The following is a 16,983-nucleotide window of genomic DNA, read 5'->3' on the forward strand; positions in this document are numbered from 1 at the left end:
CGCCTGCATCGCCTCGGGGCGATGGCTGAGTGGAAGTCTGTGACGACAGCCGCTTGAAATCGACCCGCGTGGCGTCAACGCGCCAGAATCGGGTTTATGTGACATCGCCCTGCCTCGACCTACATCTTCGGCGCCGTTTGTCCAAAGGACGGCAAGGGCGCGGCGCTGGTTCTCCCTGCCTGCAACCGTTTTTCCCGCCTTGTCGACGGCGCGGTAGAGATAGATCCAGCGCCCCTTGAGTTTGACGTAGGTCTCATCGACGCGCCAGGATCCGCCGACTTGGCGCGCGAAGCGGTTCCACCGCTTTTCGAACTCCGGAACGTAGCGCTGAACCCAGCGCATGATGGTCGTGTGAGCCACAGACAAGCCGCGTTCGGCCATCATTTCCACGAGATCGCGAAAGCTGAGCTTGTATCGCAGATACCACCGCACGCAGAGAACGATGATCTCGCGGTCGAAATGGCGGCCTTTGAAAAGATCGTCCACGCTCAGCATCACCCATTACCCCAGCGTCCGGTTCCGTCTTCACGGATTATGTCCCGCTCACGCCGTTTGCACCAGAACCCGCGAGCCTACGCATGAGCGGTTGCGGTGCAATTTTTGCCGATAGCTACGCGATGGGGTCCGGCCGTTCGTTCGGATCTGCAAAGCGCTCTGTCAGACATTATCGGCGCTCGATTTTGGAGGCCGGATCGACGATCCATACAGAAATTCTTAAGCGCCGCCGCTTATGCTGAAGGTAGAGAAGACGCTTTACCGCCAGGCGCTTTCGCGCGCAGACACCAGCCGTTCGCGAGGACCCCCACAAATGAAGCCCATTCTTCTGGTCGATGATTCCACCACGATGCTTGCGAGCCTGACCGGCATCCTTTCGAAAGCCGGCTACGCCTTCACGACGGCCACCGACGGCCATACTGCGATCGCCAAGGTCCAAGGCGGCTTGTCGCCGAGCCTCATCATCACCGACTACCACATGCCGGGCATGAACGGCGTCGAGCTCATCACACAGCTTCGTCGTCTCGCCCCTACCCGCTTCACTCCGATACTGGTGCTGACCACTGATTCGCAGCAGGAAAAGCGCGGAGCCGCGAAAGCGGCCGGCGCCACTGGCTGGCTCGTGAAACCAGTCGATGCGCTCGCCCTCGTCCAAGTCGTCAAACAGGTGGTGGTGAACGCCGCCTGAAGGTGCGAGAATGCGAAATGGCCGAGCGCGTCGCGATCGCCGCCGCGTCAATCGGCGCGGCGCACGCGGAGTCCTTCGACCGCCTCCGCCATGGCCGAAGCAGCGGCGCCACTCGGTCGCCAGAGCGACGACAGCCGTTCGATGAGTGCTTCGTAATCCTGCGCCCCGCGGCTCGACGGCGCGTGATCGAATATTGGCCGTCCGATCCCGAATGCTTCGGCGAGACGAATATCCGAACGGATGAGGCCGGCGAGACGGCGCTCGCCGAACTCCTGCGTCACAGCGTCGATCATGCGCCTGTGAATCAGAAATTGCGCATTCGCCATGACCGGCAGCAGCGCGAGATGGCGGAGCCGTCGATTGCTGCTCAAGCGGACCTTGAAGAAGATCGAGGTGAACTGCCGCACGCCCTCGATGGCTAGCGGATGCGGCACGAATGGGATCAGGACCGCATGGGCGGCCGCGAGAGCCGTAACCATCAAAGCGTCGAGCGACGGCGGTGTGTCGACGACGACCACATCATAGCGTCGACGGATCGCATCGACCGACAAGGCCTGTGCGAGAAGGTCGGGCGGCGCGTCCGACGGATGCGGGCGGCGCATGTCGGCCACGACGAGGTCGGGCCAGGGCGACGGCCCCGACAGGCGCCGTATGGCGGATGTGATCGCCCCGGGACCCGCGTTGAATATTTGATGGACATTGGCCTCGCCGTCCGCCGCAACCGCGCCGAACGCCAGGCCAGCATGACCCTGACTGTCGAGATCGACGAGCAACGTCGCCAGATTCCGGCGCGCGAGACCCGCGGCGAGATTGACCGCCGTGGTCGTCTTGCCGGTCCCTCCCTTCCGGTTGGCGACCGCGATCACGAAGGCGCCGCCGCCGCTGTCGTCGCTCGTCATGAACGCTCCGCTCCGAAGTCGATGCCGCGCGCGGAATCAGCGTCCCGCATCTCGTCCGGCGATCACATCATGTCCTGCCGAACCGCGCCAGCGCCTTCGCGCAGAAAGGATCTTCCGGCGCGCTCGCGATGCGGTTGCTCGACGCCGCGATCGCCTGAAGCGCCGCGGCGTGCAGATGCGTCACGCCGCTCATATGCAGCTCCGCCTTCGGATGCTCGATCATCCATTGCAGCAGCGACGCGGCCGCCTCGACCGTCACGTGTCCGCTGAGCACCGCCTTGGCTTTCATCAGACGTTGCGTCATCAGATCAGCTCCTTCAGATCGATTACCAGCAGCACGCTTCCGTCGCCCAGCAGCGCGCTGCCCGAGAAACCCGTCAAATGCGCCAGCGGCCCTTCGAAGGGCTTCAGGATCACATCGATGGTCTGGGCGAAGCCGTCGACGATGACCCCGACCGTGTGGCCCGCGACGCGCGCGACCAGCACCGCGAACTCGTCGTCCGGATTCGGCGCGGGATCGCCGACGGAGCCGAGCAGATCATAAGCGCTGTAGAGAGGAACGACGCGCCCTCTGAGGACGGCTGTGCGATGCTGCTTGATGACATGAGTGTCCTTGCGCGCCACCCGCACGGTCTCGACGACCACGTCGATCGGCACACCGTAATGCTGGCCGCCGATGTCCACCATCATGACGTTCGAAACGCTTATCGACAGAGGCAGCGACAGGAGAATTCGCGCGCCCTTGCCCTTTTCGCTGGTCAATTGGACCTGTCCGCCGACCTTCTCGAGGCTCGACTTGACGACGTCCATCCCGACGCCACGCCCCGAGAGGCTGGAGATCTGCTCGGTGGTCGAGAAGCCCGCCGCGAATACGAGCTGAATCGCGTCAGCGTCGGCGAGCGTCTCAAGCCGCTGCTCGTCGATCAGTCCCTTCTCCAGCGCCTTGCGCTTGATCACCTCGGGATCGATCCCCTTGCCATCGTCCTCCACCTCGATCAGAACGCGGTCGCCCTCTTGGAAGGCGCGCACCGTGAGCCGGCCTTCCTCGGGCTTGCCTGCAGCCCGGCGAACGTCGGGAGGCTCAAGTCCGTGATCGAGACTGTTGCGAAGGATATGGATCATCGGATCCGCGAGCGATTCGACGATGTTCTTGTCGGCTTCGGTCTCCTCTCCTTCGATGGTCAGCCTTACCGACTTGCCGAGCTGACGCGCCACGTCGCGCACGAGGCGCGGAAAGCGCTGAAAGATGGCGCCGACCGGCAGCATGCGCACCTGCATGATGCCGTCCTGCATCTCCTCGGCGATGCGATTTATAATCGCATATTGCGCCTTGATCTCGCGGCTGAGCTCGCGTGAGCCGTAATGGGCCTCCGCACGCGCGGCGAGATAGGGAAGCGCATTTTTCGCGACCACCATCTCGCCGATCAAATCCATCAACCGGTCGACCTTCTCCTGACCAACCTTCAGCACGCGCACGCCGCGGTCCGCCGGAGAGGTTTCGGCTCCGAGCCGCTTGGCCGAAAGAGGCGCCGCCTCGCGCGTGTCGAGCGCCTCTGACGAATTTCCGGGGCCCGCGACAGCGGGCGCCGGGGAAACGGACGCGACGACGGCGGCCTCTTCCTCGTTCAGCACGGTCGAACGGATGAAGGCGACGAGCCCGCTCGCATCCGCATGTTCTTGGGATTCGGCCGCCATCCTCTCGAGCTCCACGAGCGCGTCTGTCCTGCCGACGGAGGTCAGCAGTCCGCGAAGCGCATTGTGGACCGAGGCGATGCGCCCCGGCCGTTCCGCGATCGTCGTCGAAAGCGACAGCATTTCGATTTGCGCAAGAGCGAGCGCGCGATAGGTCGTGTCCAATTCGTCGGATCGAGTCGAGCGGTCGGAGGTCGTCCGTTCCGCAGGCGGCCCGTCGGCGGAACGGGGCGTTCTCCCGACGCAGACGGCGCGCCAGTCGGGCCGCGCCCGCCCGCCGACGGCTGCGGCGATCAAGGGCTCGACAATGTCGGCCCGATCCGTCGAGCCGGCGATCTTCATGATCCACTTTAGAGCGGATACGCAGGCTCGCGTGGGGTTGATCACGTCGAGGGCGGCTTCCGCCGCCGCGCTCAGCCCTCGCCAATCGCCGGCGGCCATGAGCCTGCGGGCTTCGTCCAGGAACGCCGAGGCGATCATATCGGTCGAGTCGACCGCGAAGGACGCGTCGGGAAGCGCCAGCGCGTAGCGTGGAATCTCGTAGATCGCCGTCTGATCTCGCACATAGCGAAAATGGTTCTCGATCTCCTCGAGGCTGGCGCTGGTCAACGCGTCGATGACGAGGTTGGCGCGATAGACGTCGAGACTATCGGGCTCCGGCCATGGCTCGGCGGCCCCGACATCGAACAGGAGAAGGCCCGGCGTTGTCCGCAGCAGCTGCAACGGATCTTCGCCTTTGAAGAAGCAGTCGGGCTCCGGCCGATAGCGCACCGCGACGGCGTTTTTGTCCGGCGCGAGCCGTTCGAAAGCCTCCAGGCGTTCGTGGTCGGGAATTGCGCTCAGCCAGAACCAGTCCGCGGGCGGCTCGAGCGCGCCGCACGCCGGCAAGCTCGCGTCATTCGCGGCCGCGTCTCGCTCGGGCAGCCTGTCCCGCAGGGCGCGCGCCAACTCCGCCGCGTCATCCGCGTAGCGAGCGGGAACGGCGCCGCCGCTCGCCTCCACGTCGTCGAGCAGGCGATTGACGAAATCCAGGGCCGCGAGAAGCAAATCCGTCAGCTCCGGGTCGATCATGAGCGTGTGATCGCGCACCCGATCGAGCACATCCTCGGCCGCATGCAGAACGCTCGTCAGGCTCGGCATGTCGAAGAGGCCGGAGTTGCCTTTGAGGGTATGCACCAATCGAAAAATCTCGCCGATGATCGCCTCGTCATCGGGAGTCTCCTCGAGAAGCAGAATCTTGTGATCGATCTGATCGAGATAGTCGCGGGCCTCGACGAGAAATTGCTGGAGAAGCGGATTCACTGGACCTCCCCCGTCAAAAGAGCGGCGGCGCGCAACAGCGCGTCCGTATGCCGCGGCTTGGTGAGATAGACATTGGCGCCGGCGACATAGGCGGCATGGCGATCCTGGGGCTCCGATTCGGTCGACACCATGATCGTCGGCGCCTGGTGGACGTCGTGGCGCGAGCGCAGCTCCTTCAGGAAGCGGTATCCGTCCATCTTCGGCATGTTCACGTCCACGACGAAGAGATCGTAGCGCGTCTGCAGCGATTTCTCGATCGCCTCGACGCCATTGATGCATTCGTCGACCTCGAAGCCGAGGTCGGCGAGAATTCGGCGGTGATACATGCGCATGGTCCTGGCGTCGTCGACGACGAGAGCCTTCTTCATTGCTGCGCCTCCCCGAACAGCGGCTTCTGGTAGACGATCGTCGAGCCGAAACGACGTACTTTGAACAGGCTCGAAATGCGGCTCATCGATTCGGAATGTCCGAGGCAGATGAAGCCGCCGGGGTTCATGGCCTCGTAGAACGCCTCAGCCGCCGCGCGCCGCGACATGTCGTCGAAATAGATGAGCAGGTTGCGGCAGAAGATGACGTCCATCTTGGCGAAGCGCGACATGTCCGGCCGATCGATGACATTGGCCCGGATGAACTCGACCGAGTCGCGAAGATCCGCGCTGATTTGCCAGGCGCCGGGTCCGTGGCGCGAGAAATAGCGCGCGAGCAGATCGGCGGATATGCTCTGCACGGAGCGCGGCGAGTAGACGCCTTTGCGCGCTTGATCGAGCACATGCGTATCGATGTCGGAAGCGAGGATCTCGACATCATAGCTGTCGATGGCGTCCCAGCGCTCCATCAGATGAATGACGATGGAATAAGCCTCCTCGCCGGTCGAGCACGGCATCGACCAGATTCGTATCGGATCCGCCGAGCGCTTGCTGCGTATGATCTCGCCGAGCAGATGATCGGTCAGGCAGGAAAACTGATAGGCCTCGCGGAAGAAATACGTCTCGTTAACCGTCATCAGATTGGTCAGCGTCTGCGCTTCCCGGCCCGATATGTCCAGTCGAAGATGCCTGAGATAGGCGGGGACGTCGAGGCTGTCGGTCGCCTTGATGCGATCGGCGAGCCGTCGGTCGACGAAATAGCGCTTGCTGTCGTCGAACAGAATTCCGGTCTTTCGATAGAAGAACTCCGCAAAGCGGGCGAAATCCTCGGAGCTGATCGTGGTCGTGGCCATCATGCGCGGCTGCTGATGTGAAGGAGAGCGTTTTCGGCGGAAAAGACGATGAAGGGCTCGTGGGAGAAGCGGTCGGCCGCTCGCGACAGCGCGCCTCGAGCGGCCGCGCCGCCGATCTCGTCGAGCGCCTCGATGGCCACCGCGACCAAATTGACGTTCTCGTCGCGGTCGACGACGTCGATCAGCCATTGCTCGACCTTGGCGTGACGCAAAGATCCGAGAACATTGACCAGAAGGATGCGCACATCTGGATCCGGATCGTCCAGGCGCGTCTCCATGAGCGGCGCCACGGCCTGCGGCAACTCTTTCAGTATATCGACGGCGATGTTGCGGATGGCGGCGTCGTCGGAGCGGAGCATCGGCGCGAGCCCGCTCACGACGCTGCGTCCGCCGACACGCGCGAGAGAGACGGCGATGGCGTCGCGAAGCGCGTCGTCCGCCTCGTTTAACAGCGCAGCGCAGAGCGCTTCCGCCGCAACTTCGCCGAAGGCCACGAGACTATGCGCGGCGTCGAGCCGTTGAGCGATCGCGCCTTTCTGGATCAGCTGGATCAATTCGCCGAGCTCGCGAGACGGACGGACCTTCTCGTCGAGCTCGACGGGCATTGCGTGTGTCGCCTTGCGGATCGGCATGCGTTTCGTCCCCTCGAGCAAATGTGCGCGCCGCTTGTTCGTCTCGACCGCCTTCAATGGGCGAGCCACAGCCTGATCTGATCGGCGATCCGACCGCTCGGCAGAACGCAGGAGGCTCCGCCGCGCTTGATCAGCTCCGCCGGCATGCCGAAGACAACGGCGGTCTCCTCGCTTTCGGCGATCGTCCTGCCGCCGGCCGCTTTCAGCTCGGCCATCGCCTCGGCCCCGTCGTTTCCCATTCCGGTGAGCTGGACGGCGACAAGGCTCTTCGGCGGCACGTTGTCGAGCGCGGTAGACACCAGAATTTCCACCGACGGATGCCAATTATGGTCGGGAGACTCGGGTTGATTGAGCATGACGAGACGACCGCCTCGCCGCGCCACGGCGAGGTCGGATCCGCCTCGGCCGATATAGATATTGCCTGGGAGAATCTCTTTCATATTGGTCGCCTCCTCGACGTTGAGCGGACAGACGCCGTTCAAGCGATTGGCCAGCGACGCCGTGAAGGCGGCCGGAAGATGCTGGGCGATCAGCACTGGCCAGGGCAGATTGGCTGGCAGTCGCGACAAAATTTCCTCGAGCGTGCGCGGACCGCCTGTGGATACGCCCACGAGCACCAGGCCGAACGCGGCCGGCTGGGTCGCATAGGCGCGCGCGCGCGCGCGCATGGGCGCTGCTTGCGCCGCGAGAGGGCGCGCCGTTGCGGGCGCATCCGTGAGCCTGCGTTCGATACGGCCTTTGACGCGGGCTCTCGCAGCGATGTTCACCTTCTCGACTAGTCTGCGCGCGATGTCGTCGATCGAGAGCGAGATCGTGCCGCCGGGCTTGGCGATATAATCGACGGCGCCGAGCGCCAGCGCTTCGAAGGTCGCGAGAGCGCCCTTCTTGGTCAGCGAGGACACCATGACGGTCGGCGTGGGCCGTTCCGTCATGATGTGAGATAGGGTAGTCAGTCCGTCCATCTCCGGCATGTTGATGTCGAGCGTGATCACGTCGGGCTGAAAGACGCCGAGCTCGGAAAGAGCCTCCCGCCCATTGCGGGCGGCGTGAATCTCGAAGCCCTCCGAGGCGAGAAGCGAGGTCAGATGCTTGCGCATCAGCGCCGAGTCGTCGACGACGAGAACTTTCAGTCCCATGTGCAGCTTCTCACGCAGCGAGTTCGCCGAGTTCCGTGTCCGACAGCAAAGCATCGGGATCCATCAGCATGATCACGCGCTTCTGGCTCTCGAGATTCGCCACTCGTCCGAGAATCCGATGCTGATCCGAGGACAGCGTCGGCGCGGGCTCGATGGTCGCGCGCGGGATCTTCAGCACCTCGGTCACCGAATCGACGATGAAGCCGGTCCGTCGTCCGCTGATCGCATAGACCATGATTCGCTGACGGTCGTTGCGCTCGATGGTCGTCAGATCGAGGCGCCGGCGCTGATCGATGACCGGCAGCACCGCTCCGCGCAGATTGATCACGCCTTCAACGAAGGACGGCGCTTTCGGCACATGGGTGAGCGCCTCGGGCACGCGCACGATTTCCTGAACAGTGGCGATCGGAACTCCGAACTCCTCGCCGCCGAGCCGGAAGACGACAACCTGCTCCTCGTCTTCGATCGCGTCCTGCTCGTCTTGGTCCCCGTCGGCCACGTCCGTCTCCATTTCATTGATCGCAACGAGCGTCTGACGCATCTCGGCGTCGGTGAACATGCGGGCGGTGTCGAGCACCGACACCAGCCGCTTGCCGCCGTCGAGACGGCAGACGGCGGATATTTCCTCGAGCCCGCCTCTCTGCGAGAGAATCGGCGGCAGCAGCTCGGTTTGCGCGCGCGGCACGCGCAGCACCTCGTCGACAGAATCGGCCACCACGCCGACGGCATGGCCTTCGCGCAGACCCAGAACCACGATGCGCTGCGTATCATTGGCGCTTATCTCGGAGAGCCCGAGCAGCGCTCTCAGCGAGACCAGCGGCAACAGCCGTTCGCGCAACGTCATCAGGCCGAGAACATGCGATGGAGCGTTGGGAACCGCCGCCATCCGCTCGGGCATCTGCACGATCTCCTGAACGGCGACGATGTCCGCGGCATATTCCTCCCCGTCGATATGGAAGGAGACGAGCTGGATCTCGTCCGCATCAGCGTCGTCGTCGTTGGACTCCCGATCGACCGCCGTCTCGCTCGCTATATCGATGCCGATCGTCCGACGCGCGATCCCGCTGGAAAACTCGCGTTCGATCAGGGCGGAAAAGTCGAGGATCATGATCAGCTCGCCATTGGCGTTTTTGACAACCCCGGTGACGAATTTGGAGTCGCCGATGGCGCTGATCGTGGCGGCCTGCTCGATGCTGGCTCTGTCGACCGCGATCACGCTCGCCACGCGATCGACCACGAAGCCGAGGGGCGAGCCGAGATTGATGACCAGGGCTCGCGTCGCTTCGTTCTCTTCGACGTCGGGGAGGCCGAAGATTCGCCGCAGATTGACGATCGGCAGTATGCGGCCCCGCAGATTTGCGAGACCGAGCAGCGATGGCGGTGCGAGCGGCACCTGCGCCAGCCCCGGAACCCGAATGATCTCCTGCACCGGCGCCATCGGGGCCGCGAAAATTTCGCCGGCCACATGGAAGGTGACGAACTGATTGTCATTCGTCTCGATCTCGGGCGCGTCTTCTTCGTCGAGGACCATGTCGTCTGAAGACATCTGAAGCGCTCCCGTCAGGCGGCCGTCTGCAATTCGTCGGCGAGAGAGGCGACTTGCTCGACGGCGTTGGTGAGATTTTCGGCGCCCTGCGACTGCTGGCGGGCGGCCGCCGCAGCCTCCTCGGCGGCGCGCTCGGCTTGCTGGGCGGCTGCGGCGATTTGGTCCACGCCCCGCTTCGCCTGGCCGATCGCGGCGGCGATCTCGTTGGCGGTCGCGGATATATCGAGGGCGCCACGCTCTACGTCCGAGACGTCGTTCTCGATCGTCACAAGATTGGCCGTCGTCGCCTTGGCTTTTTCCACCTCGACGAGCGCGGCTTCGACGATCTCGTCGAGATCACGGCTGACAGCCTGGATCTGATCCTGAACGTTCTTGACGAGATCCTTGATGCGATCCGCGTTCTCGGCCGAGTCACGGGCGAGATTGCGGATATCCGTCGCCACCACGGCGAAGCCCCTGCCGTATTCGCCGGCGCGCGCGGCCTCGATCGAGCCGTTGACGGCCAGCATGTTGGTCTGGATCGACACATTGGCGATCGCTTCGACGATCTTGTCGATCCTTCGCGAGACGACGCCGAGATCCTTGACCTGATCGATCGAGGAGCGCGTGGCCGCAGCCGAATTCTGAATCCCGGCGATCAGCTGATCGACGGCGGCCTTGTTGGAGCCGAGCAAAATTTTGATGACGCCGAGCTTATCGACGCTCGCCTGGGATCGCGCCTGCGCGATTTCCAGCCCGCGCTCGATTTGTCCCATGGCGGCGGCGCTCTCGGCGGTGGCGGAAGCCGCCGTCTGTGTGCCGCGGCGAATTTCGTTGAGCGCCGCCAGGATTTGCGTCGCGGAACGATTGATCTCCTGAATGGCGGTCGACAGCTCTTCGGAGGAAGAGGCGACCTCTTCGGAACTCTTCGTGATGTCGGTCGAATTGCGCAGATCCTCGGAGAGCTCAGTCAGCGCCTGCGCGGTCTGCTCGCATTCGGCGAGGGCCTGCGCCTGCTCCTGCACCGACTTGGCCGATTCCTCCGCGGCCGCCGATTGCTGCTCGGCGGCCGCCGCGATTTCCTCCGAGCCTTTCAGGGCCTGGAGCGCGGCCACGTTCGACTGCGTGGCGCCCGTCGCGATTTCGCGCGCGCCATCGACGATCTCGAGGGCGTTGCCGCGAATCTGCTCGAGCTGCTCGGTGATGGTCTTTCCCTTCTCGACCTCACCGTTGATCGTTGCGGCGGAGGCGTTGATTCCCTCGGTGATCGCCTTCACGTCGACCTGAATCTGTCCGACCAGATCGGCGATCTGCTTGGCGGATTTCTCGGAGGTTTCCGCCAGCGTGCGCACCTCGTCGGCGACGACCGCGAAGCCTTTGCCGTGTTTGCCCGCGCGGGCGGCCTCGATGGCGGCGTTGAGGGCCAGCAGATTGGTTTGATCGGCGATGCGGCCCACGGCCTTGACGATATCGCCGATATTGGCGGCCTGCCGCTCGAGCTCCGCAATAAGCTTCACAGAGCCGGCCTGCCGCTCCGCGGCGATCGACACGTTGGTGATGAGCGTGGCGATCTCGGCGCTGGTGCGCTGAACCAGCACCGTCGTGATCTCCGCCTTGGCCTGGCTCATCTCCGAGGCACCGAGCTGGCGGGTGATCGCTTCGCCCATCGTGCGGCAGGCGACCAGCGACTCTTGAGCGGCGCTGGCCGCTTCGGCGGCGCCCGAGGCGATCTGATCGGTCGCCCGTTTCAGCTCCTCAGAAGAGGAGGCCGCGTCCTTGATGCCGCTGGAGATCTCCGTCGTCGCTGCGGCGATGCGCTCGGCGGCCTGCTGCTGCTTGGCGAGCGTGCGGGCCCGCTTGCGCTGCTGATCGGCGTCGCGTGATCCGCCTCCGGACGCGCGCACCTGAACGACCTCGCTCATCGCGTCGTTGATCTGCCTCTGATATTTTTTAACGATCGTCATCCTCTCCGCTCCGTTGTCGGGCGCCGAACCAAGACGGAGCGAATAACTATTATGCGTTGCTTGCGCGAGGGTGGAATGTTTACAACTTGGTTGCAGTAGTACATTATTTTAAATGAATTTAATATTCAAAATATCATAAATACTATGTTTTATGTTTTTTTACATTTACGCTTTTGTGGATATGGTCGGGAGTCGAGCAAAGAACATCCCGGCATTGTTTCGATCGAGCAATCGCTCATAACTGAGAAAAATCTTACGGATCATGCTTTTCGACGCAGAAAGACGAGAAGGTATTTACCCCATTTATGAGCGTTCGAGGCAATTCGGGCGTTATCGTAGCCTGTTGCTCGCTTCCCATCGATCAGATCCCACCATATCGGCAAGGGGAGAAGGCGGCGTCGTGCGTCGACCCGCCGCGGTGGAAGCGATCCGCCGTGATCGGCGCAACGGCAGGAATTTACCCAATTTTACAATCGGAAGAGCTTTATTTAAGAGCGTATCGCTCAATCTGCCCGACGACACTTCGGGAAGGGGCTCCTGGACGACCCACGCGCCGCTTTCGGTAATGCCGAAAGCCGTCTCGGAAGCCCGATGGCGTTTTATAGCGATCTTCGTGGCGGCAATCGGCCTCGACCTCTTCGTCACGACGATGTTCGGCGCGCGCAATCGATTGGCCGCTCGGGGCCTCGTCATCCGATCTCGAGGAGCGGCGACGACAGCGTCTCGATCAAACGACGCGGCTGTGGAGGAGACGAGATGAACGAGATCGATCGAAAGCCGTCGCTCGGCGCACGCCTGTCTTGGGGCGCCCTGACCCTGGCGGTGCTCTCGGCTGCAGCCGCGATCGGAATCGACCTGTCGCGTTGGGGGCCGCCGACCGGTTCGACGTCGATCATCGCATTCGGCGCTCTGCTCGCCGGCTATTGCCTGGCGAAGGACGCGGCCGTCGAGAATAGCCTACCGGGTCTCCCCGTCGAAGAAAAAGGACCCGTGACTCTGGACCGAACGGTTCTCGCGGGCGAGGCCGAGACATCGTTCAGTTCCGCCGAGCCGCTTTTCGCCACCGCCATCGTGGAACGAAGCGACTTCGAGACTCTCGTCACGACCTTCGACGGCTATCCGCTGTATGTCGATATATTGAATCGTCAGCTCCGGCTCATCAGCGACACCAGCAGCGAGGCCGCCGAGGCGCTTCTCTCCGATTTGTCCGCGGTCGACCGCCGGCTCGACAATCTTCTCGAACTCATTCGACAGCGCCAAGGCCAGTCCGAACATCGGATCAACGAGGCTCTGTGCGACATCGAGCAGAACTTGTCCGCCTACAAATCTCTCCTCGACGATTTCGGCGCAAGGGAGCGGACAAGGGAAAGGAGCGAGGCGGAGGACGCGGAGAGGTTCCGCCGCAAAATCGCCGACGAAACAAAAGATCTGCTCACCGCCCTCCACGACGTGCACAGAATCGCCAAGCAAACGACCATGCTTTCGTTCAATGTGTCGATCGAGGCGGCGCGAGCCGGCGAGCTAGGACCAGGCTTTTCTATCATCGGCATGGAAATTCGCACGCTCGCCGAGGAGGTGCAACAGCTGGCTAACAATTTGCATGATCGCGTCCACACCGTGATGACGTCGATCAGCGACAGCCTACTGATGCAATCCGAGGCTCGCGAGAAACATCATCGGGAAGCGATGGAAAGGATCGCGTCCTTTCTCGACGGCTTATCGGGAAATCTTGCCCGGGTTCTGCAACAGCAAGTCCGCGGATATCATGCCGACCTCATCAAGCAGATGGCGAACGAGAACGAGCGTCTCGCAGAGCCCATCATGGCTATGATGGGCAGCATCCAGTTCCAGGATATCGTCCGTCAGCAAGTCGAGCAGCTCGTCGAAATGTCCTCAGCGGTGGGAGCGCATATCGCCACGCTCCGCGGCAGGCTGGACGAGTCCGGCCGCCCACCGCTCGGCGAGCTGAGCCTCGCCGATCTCCTGGATGGTCTGTCGTCCGACTATGTGACCGAGGAACAGCGCAACGTCCATCGGCTCGCGAGCCGCGGAAGGGCTGTTGTCGACGTCGCTCCTCGGATCGAGCTGTTCTGAAGGCGGCCGGCCCAGATGGTCCTCGCTTTTTCCCTCCGACGAGCGGCGATGGCGCGAGCGGCGAGATTCGTTCATCGGTCGCGACGTCGAGCATCGAACAAAGGAGAGGCTAGGTCGAGGGCGACATGGACATATTGATCATCGAAGACGATCAGGCGATTTGCCAGACGATCCGCAACGCTTGGCCGACCCCCGGCGACGCCCTTCGTTTCGTGTCGAGCTACAGCCAGTCGCTCGGCCTGATCCTCGGTCCAGAACTCGCCTTCTTCGATGCTATTGTCGTCGACATCCATCTTCCGGATGGCGACGGTCTCAGCATTCTGCGTTCTATTCGGCGCACGTCCTCCGTGCCGATCGTGATGATCTCGGGCTGGGGAACCGCCGAGTCACGCGCCGGCGCTTTCGACGTCGGCGCCGATGATTATCTGATGAAGCCCTTGTCGGTGCGAGAGCTGCAGGCGCGCGTCGCCCGGCTGGTTTCGGTGCGCGCCAGCACGTCTCGCGCCGCCGCTCCCGCGGTCTTTCAGATCGGGAAGATCGTCTGCGATCTGCAAACCCGGCGGCTCCGCCGTCAGGACCGGATGGTGGGGCTCACCGACACCGAAGGGCGTGTTCTCGGCTATCTCCACGAGAACGCCGGACGCAGCTGCAGCAAGTCGGCGATCTATAAGCACGCCTTCTTTCGCGAGTATCACTCCGGCGACAAGACCCTCGACGTCTACATCGGACGCCTGCGTGCGAAGCTCGCCAGCCTCGACTCGGAGAGCGTCGCTCTACTCCAGACGGCTCGCGGCTCCGGATACAAGCTCGAAAGCTCCGCTTCATAGGTCCTTGTTCCGAAGCCGGCGCGCCGCCTCGACTGCGGCGCGGCGATAGTTCGACACTGTCCAGCGGGGGCCAGATCGTGATCGTCGTCCTCGTCGCCGGTCGCGTCTTCGTCCCGGTCGATGAGACCCTGCCCGCGCCGATGTTGACTCGATCCCGCCTGCGCCGTCATCCGGCGCGTCGTCGGTGTTCTCGGCGACGAGTCGATGTCTTTCGACATGCTCATATCACGCGGCGAGCCAGACGTGACGTCCCAAAACAGCCCCGAACATGATGCGCGCGACGAGCTGGCCCGGCTGATCGACGTCCTGCACGAGACTCAGCAGCGCATCCTCGAGCTGACCGAGGGACATGTCGGCGCGCTGGCGCAGGCCTCCGGACCTCTGCTGCGGCTGCCTGTCATCCAGGCGCATCTACAGGATCAGGCGGCCGCCTGTCGGAGGGTCGAAGCGGAGCGGGACGCTATTCTCCACGCGATTCCCATGCATGCGGCGCTGCTCGGCGCCGATGGCGACGTTCGCGTCATCAACGCCGCTTGGCAAGCGCGCGCAGCCGAAATGGGAGAAGAAACGGGCTGTCGCGTGGGGGAAGACTATCTCGATTATTGGCGATGGGAAGAAGCATGCGGCTGCGCTGAAGCGGCCGAGGCGATCTCGGCGATCGACGCCCTTCTCGATCGCCGACGAGGGAGTTTCAGCCGGGAATATCGCATCGCGTCGCGTCCCTCACGCACCTGGCTTCAACTCGTTGTCGCGCCTCTGACCGACGACGCCTCCGGGGGCGCGCTCGTCCTTCATATCGACATCACGGACGAAAAGCTGACGCGAGAGCGTCAGCAGGAGATTGGGGAGGCTCTCCAGACGTTGATCGACAATTCGCCGCTCGCGATCCTCATATACCAGAATTTCGCGCCCATCGCCGCCAACAGGGCGCTGGCGGATCTCCTCGGCTATGCGGACGAGCGCGGGATTCTCGCCTGGACCGATCTGCGCGTCGCGCTGCGTCGACATCTGACGCCTGAGACGCATCAGCGCTTGACCGTCCATCTGACCGCTCTCGCGCATGCGCGGCCCGCGCCGGGTCAATTCGATTTCACGGCGCGGCGGCTCGGCGGCGCGCGGCTCGATCTCGAGCTTCGAGTCGTCACGATAAAATGGCGCGATCAGCGCGCCTTTTGCGCAATGATCGCCGATGTGACGCAGCAGCGAGCCGCCGATGAACGGCTTCGGCACATGCAACGTCTCGACGCGCTCGGCCAGCTCACCGGCGGCGTTGCGCACGACTTCAACAATCTGCTGACGGTCATCATGGGCAATGCCGAAGCGCTCGAGGCAGGCCTGCTGGTGGACGACCCTCGTCGCGACTGGGCCGAACTGGTGCGCGTCGCCGCCCAGAAAGCCGCTGCCGTCACGAATCGCCTGCTGGCTTTCGCGCAGCGGCGGCCGCTCGATCCGAGCGTAATCGACGTGGCGGAGGTCGTCGCCGGACTGACATCTTTCCTCGACCGCGTGATCGGAAGCCATATCGCCGTTTGCTCCATCAGTGTCGGCGCGCCGCTCTATGTTCTGGCCGATGTCTCGCAATTCGAGAACGCTATTCTCAACCTCTGCCTCAACGCTCGCGACGCCATGCCGAGCGGCGGCTCGATCACCATAGAGGCGGCGGACGTCGAGATTGACGCCCGGCAAGCTTCAGAGCCTACCGCTCTACATCCCGGCCGCTATGTGTCGATCACGGTCTCCGACACCGGCAACGGCATGGATCGCGAGACGCTGTCGCGGGCCTTCGAGCCTTTCTTCACGACGAAGGAGACGGGGAGCGGAACCGGGCTCGGCCTCAGCATGGTCTTCGACTTCGTCGAGCAATCCAGAGGCGCCGTGTCGATCGCCTCCGAGCCCGGAAAGGGCACGAATGTGCGGCTCTGGTTTCCCCGGCAGGAGCCCGCCGTCCGCGGCCAACGTTTCGACGAGGGTTCTGGTGCAAACGGCGTGAGCGGGACATAATCCGTGAAGGCGGAACCGGACGCTGGGGTAATGGGTGATGCTGAGCGTGGACGATCTTTTCAAAGGCCGCCATTTCGACCGCGAGATCATCGTTCTCTGCGTGCGGTAGTATCTGCGATACAAGCTCAGCTTTCGCGATCTCGTGGAAATGATGGCCGAACGCGGCTTGTCTGTGGCTCACACGACCATCATGGCAAAGTTCGTGCATTTGCACAGCTGCGTATGCCTCTGGCGATCGGAATGCGCGTTCCGGCGGTAGCTGAATATGGTCGGTCGACGGACTATAGAAGGCTTGGTCGCCGCCAATGCCGAACCACGGCGCCGCTGTTGCGCAGAATGATGTCGGCCCCGTCGAACCGGCGCCACGGCGCTTCCTCGATCGTCGGCACCACGAATTCGGCGATGTCACATAAACCCGATTCTGGCGCGTTGACGCCACGCGGGTCGATTTCAAGCGGCTGTCGTCACAGACTTCCACTCAGCCATCGCCCCGAGGCGATGCAGGCGGA

The 16,983-nt window shown here is 63.3% G+C and carries 15 protein-coding genes and 2 pseudogenes; 6 read left to right on the plus strand and 11 right to left on the minus strand.

All coding sequences use genetic code 11. The annotated features are described in order from the left end of the window. Positions 1-492 (minus strand): IS6 family transposase (locus FMZ75_RS19195; RefSeq protein ID WP_370464758.1); only part of this gene is annotated, 492 nt, incomplete at its 3' end. 316 nt (positions 493-808) lie between these two features. On the opposite strand from FMZ75_RS19195, the gene FMZ75_RS19200 reads away from it, so the two are divergent. Further along, a complete protein-coding gene (locus FMZ75_RS19200) occupies positions 809-1,183 on the plus strand; it encodes a response regulator (protein ID WP_166145442.1) in 375 nt (124 codons plus the stop codon). A gap of 47 nt (positions 1,184-1,230) precedes the next feature. Here the strand turns inward: FMZ75_RS19200 and FMZ75_RS19205 are convergent, their stop codons facing one another. From FMZ75_RS19205 to FMZ75_RS19245, 9 genes are all read right to left on the minus strand, one after another. Further along, positions 1,231-2,082: a ParA family protein gene (locus tag FMZ75_RS19205; protein WP_166145445.1), complete on the minus strand. Its 852-nt coding sequence runs from the start codon at positions 2,080-2,082 to the stop codon at positions 1,231-1,233. 67 nt (positions 2,083-2,149) lie between these two features. Continuing rightward, positions 2,150-2,386: a hypothetical protein gene (locus FMZ75_RS19210; protein WP_166145448.1), complete on the minus strand. Its 237-nt coding sequence runs from the start codon at positions 2,384-2,386 to the stop codon at positions 2,150-2,152. Continuing rightward, a complete protein-coding gene (locus FMZ75_RS22280; RefSeq protein ID WP_166145451.1) occupies positions 2,386-5,076 on the minus strand; it encodes a chemotaxis protein CheA in 2,691 nt (896 codons plus the stop codon). The genes FMZ75_RS19210 and FMZ75_RS22280 overlap by 1 nt, the downstream gene beginning before the upstream one ends. Then, complete coding sequence (locus FMZ75_RS19220) at positions 5,073-5,444, minus strand: response regulator (RefSeq protein ID WP_166145454.1); 372 nt, start codon at positions 5,442-5,444, stop codon at positions 5,073-5,075. The genes FMZ75_RS22280 and FMZ75_RS19220 overlap by 4 nt, the downstream gene beginning before the upstream one ends. Then, a complete protein-coding gene (locus tag FMZ75_RS19225; protein WP_166145457.1) occupies positions 5,441-6,298 on the minus strand; it encodes a protein-glutamate O-methyltransferase CheR in 858 nt (285 codons plus the stop codon). Before FMZ75_RS19225 ends, FMZ75_RS19220 begins: the two co-directional genes overlap by 4 nt. Then, the gene (locus tag FMZ75_RS19230; RefSeq protein WP_166145460.1) at positions 6,295-6,900 is read right to left on the minus strand and encodes a HEAT repeat domain-containing protein; all 606 of its coding nucleotides are present in this window, start codon (positions 6,898-6,900) and stop codon (positions 6,295-6,297) included. The genes FMZ75_RS19225 and FMZ75_RS19230 overlap by 4 nt, the downstream gene beginning before the upstream one ends. A gap of 80 nt (positions 6,901-6,980) precedes the next feature. Next, a complete protein-coding gene (cheB, locus tag FMZ75_RS19235) occupies positions 6,981-8,063 on the minus strand; it encodes a chemotaxis-specific protein-glutamate methyltransferase CheB (RefSeq protein WP_166145463.1) in 1,083 nt (360 codons plus the stop codon). A 10-nt stretch (positions 8,064-8,073) separates the two neighbouring features. After that, positions 8,074-9,609, minus strand: a complete 1,536-nt coding sequence (locus tag FMZ75_RS19240) for a chemotaxis protein CheW (RefSeq protein WP_166145466.1) — start codon at positions 9,607-9,609, stop codon at positions 8,074-8,076. Positions 9,610-9,623: 14 nt separating this feature from the next. Beyond that, positions 9,624-11,552, minus strand: coding sequence for a methyl-accepting chemotaxis protein (locus FMZ75_RS19245; protein ID WP_166145469.1), 1,929 nt, complete (start codon positions 11,550-11,552; stop codon positions 9,624-9,626). Between the two features lie 262 nt (positions 11,553-11,814). Between FMZ75_RS19245 and FMZ75_RS19250 the strand changes: the two genes are divergently transcribed. The 5 genes and pseudogenes from FMZ75_RS19250 to FMZ75_RS21415 all read left to right on the plus strand — a co-directional run. Next, positions 11,815-12,312, plus strand: coding sequence for a hypothetical protein (locus FMZ75_RS19250; protein WP_166145472.1), 498 nt, complete (start codon positions 11,815-11,817; stop codon positions 12,310-12,312). Continuing rightward, on the plus strand, positions 12,309-13,646 hold the full coding sequence (locus tag FMZ75_RS19255) for a methyl-accepting chemotaxis protein (protein WP_166145475.1): 1,338 nt from the start codon (positions 12,309-12,311) through the stop codon (positions 13,644-13,646). The genes FMZ75_RS19250 and FMZ75_RS19255 overlap by 4 nt, the downstream gene beginning before the upstream one ends. A 125-nt stretch (positions 13,647-13,771) precedes the next feature. Then, positions 13,772-14,473, plus strand: a complete 702-nt coding sequence (locus FMZ75_RS19260; protein WP_166145478.1) for a response regulator transcription factor — start codon at positions 13,772-13,774, stop codon at positions 14,471-14,473. Between the two features lie 243 nt (positions 14,474-14,716). After that, entirely contained in the window at positions 14,717-16,474 is a 1,758-nt protein-coding gene (locus FMZ75_RS19265) for an ATP-binding protein (RefSeq protein ID WP_166145481.1), read from the plus strand. A 37-nt stretch (positions 16,475-16,511) separates the two neighbouring features. Further along, positions 16,512-16,664, plus strand: a pseudogene (locus FMZ75_RS21415) (IS6 family transposase); the annotation flags it as partial. On the opposite strand, the pseudogene FMZ75_RS22285 reads toward FMZ75_RS21415, so the two are convergent. Next, a pseudogene (locus FMZ75_RS22285) lies at positions 16,611-16,952 on the minus strand (zincin-like metallopeptidase domain-containing protein); the annotation flags it as partial. The pseudogenes FMZ75_RS21415 and FMZ75_RS22285 sit on opposite strands and share 54 nt — an antisense overlap. Between the last annotated feature and the right edge of the window lie 31 nt (positions 16,953-16,983).

The sequence above is a fragment of the Methylosinus sp. RM1 genome (assembly GCF_011378635.1).
In the GTDB taxonomy this organism is placed as follows: Bacteria; Pseudomonadota; Alphaproteobacteria; order Rhizobiales; family Beijerinckiaceae; genus Methylosinus; species Methylosinus sporium.

Excerpts from the sequence above, each read along its gene's own strand:
- FMZ75_RS19200 (WP_166145442.1), top strand. The coding sequence starts at position 809 with ATGAAGCCCATTCTTCTGGTCGATGATTCCACCACGATGCTTGCGAGC.
- FMZ75_RS19205 (WP_166145445.1), bottom strand. The coding sequence starts at position 2,082 with ATGACGAGCGACGACAGCGGCGGCGGCGCCTTCGTGATCGCGGTCGCC.
- FMZ75_RS19210 (WP_166145448.1), bottom strand. The coding sequence starts at position 2,386 with ATGACGCAACGTCTGATGAAAGCCAAGGCGGTGCTCAGCGGACACGTG.
- FMZ75_RS19220 (WP_166145454.1), bottom strand. The coding sequence starts at position 5,444 with ATGAAGAAGGCTCTCGTCGTCGACGACGCCAGGACCATGCGCATGTAT.
- FMZ75_RS19225 (WP_166145457.1), bottom strand. The coding sequence starts at position 6,298 with ATGATGGCCACGACCACGATCAGCTCCGAGGATTTCGCCCGCTTTGCG.
- FMZ75_RS19230 (WP_166145460.1), bottom strand. The coding sequence starts at position 6,900 with ATGCCCGTCGAGCTCGACGAGAAGGTCCGTCCGTCTCGCGAGCTCGGC.
- cheB (WP_166145463.1), bottom strand. The coding sequence starts at position 8,063 with ATGGGACTGAAAGTTCTCGTCGTCGACGACTCGGCGCTGATGCGCAAG.
- FMZ75_RS19240 (WP_166145466.1), bottom strand. The coding sequence starts at position 9,609 with ATGTCTTCAGACGACATGGTCCTCGACGAAGAAGACGCGCCCGAGATC.
- FMZ75_RS19245 (WP_166145469.1), bottom strand. The coding sequence starts at position 11,552 with ATGACGATCGTTAAAAAATATCAGAGGCAGATCAACGACGCGATGAGC.
- FMZ75_RS19250 (WP_166145472.1), top strand. The coding sequence starts at position 11,815 with ATGCTTTTCGACGCAGAAAGACGAGAAGGTATTTACCCCATTTATGAG.
- FMZ75_RS19255 (WP_166145475.1), top strand. The coding sequence starts at position 12,309 with ATGAACGAGATCGATCGAAAGCCGTCGCTCGGCGCACGCCTGTCTTGG.
- FMZ75_RS19260 (WP_166145478.1), top strand. The coding sequence starts at position 13,772 with ATGGACATATTGATCATCGAAGACGATCAGGCGATTTGCCAGACGATC.